Raw genomic sequence first — 4,727 nt, 5'->3', positions numbered from 1 at the left:
CTTTCCGCTGAGTCTCTTGGGCGGTCCGAGTCGTCGGGCGGCGATGACCAGCTCTCGTGCGAGGCGTGCGCGCACAGAGGTGGCGCCCTTCTCGTCGTTCCGTGCCTCGAGCCGTCCGACGAACCAGTTCATGTTGACCGCCCGGTCGGCCATCGCATTGAGGAGGACGGTCTTGCCCACGCCACGCAGCCCCGTCAACACGATGGAACGTGAGATGAGGCCGGCCCGGGTCCGTGCCACGATTGTGTCGAAAGTCTCCAGTTCTGACGCGCGTCCGACCAGCGCTGGAGGGGTGAGGCCGGCGCCGGGGTTGAATGGGTTGAGGGCACGATCCATGACTACTAGCGCCTCCTAGTCGGTACTAACGATTTTCTGTAGTACACCTTAGGACTGTCTAGGAACTCCGCAAGGGACAAGGCTCGCGTTTCTTCGCTCGCCATCTGGCGAGAGGAGCCCCCAGGACTTCAACCAGACGCCGCACCGTGGCCCGGACCTCCCGGCGCGCACGCGCAACCAGAGACGTGAAGGCACGGGCCCGACCAGTTCGACCTCGGCAGGCGGACTAGAGCATTCGGTGATCCTTCTGAGAGCGTGCGTTCGGCGTCCTGTCGATACCGATCAATGCCTGCCTGGTGTCTGATGGATCCGTCTACCGCAGCGCCTCGGCCAACTTCATTGTCAGTGCGCGATCTCTCTCAGCCGTTGCGTGCTGATACCGCAGCGCAACGGAGACATCGGTGTGTCCGCCGCGGTGGAGGAGTTCAGCGAGAGTGGCGCCTTGCTGGGCGTACATGGTCAGACCAGTGTGGCGAAGGTCGTGGAACCGGAATGTGGGTCGGCCAGCTGCCGCGCGTGCCGTACGCCAGTGCCGGTCGAAAGTCGTCTGCGAGACGCGTTCGCGCTTACGTCTGGGGTGGGCGAGCACCGGTACATCACGTACCTCACCAACATGTTCGCCGAGATGCTCCAGGAGCAGCTCGAGCATGAAGGAGGGGATGGCGATATTGCGCACGCTGTCCGCCTTCGGGGGCGTCAGCGGTGCGCCGGGCGCCTTGGAGTTGACCTGCCGGCGTACCTGCAGCAACGCGCGGCGGGGGTCATCCAGGTGCACGAAGTCGCCGCGCTGAAGCCCGAGCACCTCTCCCAGTCGTAGAGAGCACCATGCGGCTAGCGGGATCGCAATCTGAAGGTGGGCCGGCATCGCCGCGGTCATCGCCGTGACCTCCGCTGGCGTCGCGATGTCGCCTTCGGGGTCGGTGGGCCTTACCCGCCGCGCGGGTGCTTCCGCCTGCACCGGCGACACCGGGATCAGTCCTCGCTTGACGGCTACGTTCAAGCATGCCCGCAGTGTCCTAAGCACGTTTGGTGCCACCCCGTTGGCGCGGGCCTTGGGGTTGCGCCGGGAGGGCCGGGCACGTACGCCCGCGATCAGGTCGTCGACTTCGGATGGCGTGATGTCCACGAGCCGGGCCGACCCCAGCACCGGTAGAACATGCGCGCGCAGGACCGAGCGGTGCGTGACGATCGACGACTCTGCCCCTCCCTGTTCACGCAGGTGCTCCAGCCACGTCTCGGCCCACTGCTCGAAGGTCACCGACTCGCGCTCGGCCTGCTCGGCCGCGGCTCGCCGTTCGGCACGCTCGCGCGCCGGCGGCACGAATGTGCCGCGCACCTTGTCTGCCTTGGCGATCGCGAGGGCCGCCCGAGCGTCAGTGAGCGTGTCGAAAACCCCGAGCGAGTGGACTGTCCCGTCTACCATGAGCCGGACGCGGTACCTCTCACCGTGCAGACTGATCCCCCGCGGCAACGTCGCTGGTCGTGCCATCGGTCGCACACCCCCTCAAGTTCCGCAGATCGTCGTGTCCACTACGTGGCAGTTTTACTGCCACAAACTGCCATCTGGTGCGTACTCCTGCGTACTTGCGGCCTCCTGGCCGCTGCCTACAAACCGCATCATACCAACGAAAAACCCCGGTTCCCAAGGGGAACCGGGGTTTCGCTGCGGAGACGGTGGGATTTGAACCCACGGAGCCCTTGCGGGCTCACATCCTTAGCAGGGATGCGCACTAGACCTGACTATGCGACGTCTCCAAGTCGCCGCCCAGGGTACCCAACGTCCGGCAGAAGGGCCAACGCGAACCCATCGAGCGCCGTCGGGCATGGGTTCAACTACGGTGAGACCCATGCGCGTGACGCTCGTCGGTGGAGGTTCGCGAGGCGACGTCCAACCCCTGATCCCGCTCGCCGAGGGCATCCGGGCGGCGGGACACGAGGTCACGATCGCGGCATCGGTGGACTCCGAAGACCTCGTCACCGCACACGGGCTGCGGTTCGCGCGCATGGACGTCTCGATCAACGACCAGATGCGCACCGACGCCGGGCGCGCGTGGATCGTCGATTCCGCCGGCCGGCCGTTCCGCGAGCTGCGCCACATGCGCGAGGTGTACGCCGAGACGGCGCGCCCGCTCGCCGACGCCACCCTCACCCTCTCCGGCACCGCCGACCTGTTCATCAGCGGCATCCTCACCCTCGACTCGGTCACCTCGCTCGCCGAGCACGACGGCGTCGCCCACTCCACCGCGCTGCTGTGCCCCTTCCACCCGACGGCGGATGGCCGGGCTGGTCTGACCGCCCAGATGCCGCAGGTGAGCCCGGCGAACATGAGCCGCACTCGCATCGGGCGCTGGCTGCTCTCGCGCTCGGTCACCCAGGCCGGGCGGCTGCTGCGCGAGCGGCTCGGCATGCCGGAAACCGGGCCGAAGGGATTCGTCCGCGCCCTCGACACCGTGCCTGCCGCCCTGGGCGCCAGTCCCCTCCTGGTCCCGACGCCGCGCGACTGGCCGAGCAGCGTCACGGTCACCGGGCCGTGGACGCTCCCGGTGCCGGAGCGCTGGCGCCCGCCCGCCGCGCTGGCCGACTTCCTCGACGCCGGCCCCGCGCCGATCTACCTCGGTTTCGGCAGCATGTCGATCGTGCAGCCGGAGCGGATCCGCGACGTCGCGACTGCGGCAGCCCGCGCGGCCGGGGTGCGGCTCGTGCTGTCCGGGACCGGTCTCGACGGCCCTGACGGCGACGACGTCCTCGGCATCTCCGACGTGCCCCACGCGTGGCTCTTCCCACGCACCCGCGCCGTGGTCCATCACGGTGGCGCCGGCACCACCCATGCGGCACTGCTCGCCGGCGTGCCCCAGCTCGCCGTCCCTCACATCGCCGATCAGCCGTACTGGGGGCGTCGCATCCGCGAGGAAGGGCTGGGCACGGCGCCGCTGCCGCTCAACCGGCTCACCGTCGAACGGCTCGCCGAACGGATCCGCACCCTCGCCACCTCGGACGACCTCAGCCAGCGTGCCCAGGAAGCGGGCGAGAAGGCGCGGCAGGAGCAGGGCGTGAGCACCGCCGTCGACGCTCTCGGCCTGTCGCGATCGTAGATCGGCGGGGAGATCGCAGTTCGAGCTGTCCGGTCCGGCACCCACGCTCGATCTCGACGCTGTGGGGGGCCACCGAACTACCGCCGCATCACCGCACGCGCCAGCACGTTGCCCAGGGCCTGGATGAGCTGGACGATGATGACGATCACCACGAGCGCGGACCAGGTGACCACCTCGTTGTACTGCCGATAGCCATACGTGATGGCGTAGTTGCCCAGACCCTCACCACCCACGAGGCCGGCGACGGCGGACATGTCCACCACAGCGATCACGGCGAAGGTGAAGCCCAGGATCAGCGGTCCCAACGCCTCCGGCAGCACGACCGTGCGAATGATCCGCCACGGACCTGCACCCATCGAACGGGCCGCCTCGATCACCCCGGGATCGACCGACACCAGGTTCTGCTCCACGAGCCGCGCGATGCCGAACGTCGCTGCGAGCGCGATGGCGAACGTCGCCGCATCGTTGCCGATGCCCTTGCCCACCACGACACGCGCCAGCGGCTGCAGCGCCGCGATGAAGATGATGAACGGGATCGGCCGGAACAGGTTCACCACCGCGTTCAGCAGCCAGTACACGACCGGCTGCGACATGATCCCGCCGGCCCGCGTCACATACAGGGCGGTGCCCACGACGAGGCCGCCGAGACCGCCGAAGAGCATGCCGAGGCCGACGATCTGCAGCATGATCGCCGTCTGCTCGAGCAGATCGGGAAGGATCGCCTCAACCTCGCTCACGCGAAAGCCTCCTCGATCAGCACACCGGGTCCGACCTGCGCGAACGCCTGCCGGATCGCCGCGTCCTCACCACGTACGGCGATCGTCAGCAACCCGTAGACCCGACCCTGGATGTCGTCGACGCCGCCGTGCACCAAGTTGAAGTCCACGCCGGCGCGAGCCAGGGCACCGAACACACGCGCCTCGGAGGCACCGGGGTCGGTGAAGGAGATGGTGAAGAAGCGGCCGTCGTGCTGGGAGCGGAGCAGTGCGAGGTCCTCCCCCGCCGGCAGTGCCCGCACCACGGTCCGCACAAACCTCTTCGCAGTCTCCGTCCGCGGTGCGGTGAAGAGGTCGTAGGTCGCGCCCTCCTCGACCACCTGCCCGTTCTCCATCACCGCCACCCGGTGCGCGAGCCGGGTCACCACCTCCATCTCGTGGGTGATGACCACGATCGTGACCCCGAGCTCACGATTCACCCTGGCGAGCAGGTCGAGAACCTCCTCGGTGGTCTCCGGGTCCAGCGCGGAGGTGGCCTCGTCAGCCAGCAGGATGCTCGGGTCACCCGCGAGCGCGCGCGCGA

At 68.4% G+C, this 4,727-nt stretch carries 5 protein-coding genes and 1 tRNA gene; 1 reads left to right on the top strand and 5 read right to left on the bottom strand.

Features of this window, described 5'->3' with window-relative positions:
- From ACOJSN_RS25040 to ACOJSN_RS25030, 3 genes are all read right to left on the bottom strand, one after another.
- Positions 1-336 (bottom strand): ATP-binding protein (locus tag ACOJSN_RS25040; RefSeq protein WP_420115201.1); only part of this gene is annotated, 336 nt, incomplete at its 3' end.
- A 313-nt stretch (positions 337-649) separates the two neighbouring features.
- Complete coding sequence (locus tag ACOJSN_RS25035) at positions 650-1,672, bottom strand: tyrosine-type recombinase/integrase (protein ID WP_420115200.1); 1,023 nt, start codon at positions 1,670-1,672, stop codon at positions 650-652.
- 330 nt (positions 1,673-2,002) lie between these two features.
- A tRNA-Ser gene (locus ACOJSN_RS25030) sits at positions 2,003-2,091 on the bottom strand.
- Positions 2,092-2,183: 92 nt separating this feature from the next.
- Here ACOJSN_RS25030 and ACOJSN_RS25025 point away from each other — a divergent pair.
- Positions 2,184-3,428 carry a glycosyltransferase gene (locus ACOJSN_RS25025; RefSeq protein WP_420115199.1) on the top strand — a complete coding sequence of 415 codons (1,245 nt, stop codon included), beginning with the start codon at positions 2,184-2,186 and terminating at the stop codon, positions 3,426-3,428.
- A 77-nt stretch (positions 3,429-3,505) separates the two neighbouring features.
- On the opposite strand, the gene ACOJSN_RS25020 is transcribed toward ACOJSN_RS25025, so the two are convergent.
- The gene (locus ACOJSN_RS25020; protein WP_420115198.1) at positions 3,506-4,165 is read right to left on the bottom strand and encodes a methionine ABC transporter permease; all 660 of its coding nucleotides are present in this window, start codon (positions 4,163-4,165) and stop codon (positions 3,506-3,508) included.
- A partial coding sequence (locus ACOJSN_RS25015; RefSeq protein ID WP_420115197.1) for an NIL domain-containing protein occupies positions 4,162-4,727 on the bottom strand: 566 nt, incomplete at its 5' end. The genes ACOJSN_RS25015 and ACOJSN_RS25020, both read right to left, overlap by 4 nt.

The organism is Pseudactinotalea sp., from assembly GCF_048594945.1.
GTDB lineage: Bacteria > Actinomycetota > Actinomycetes > Actinomycetales > Beutenbergiaceae > Pseudactinotalea.
The sequence above is the reverse complement of the archived record's forward strand: the minus strand, read 5'-3'. Positions and strand labels throughout refer to the sequence as shown.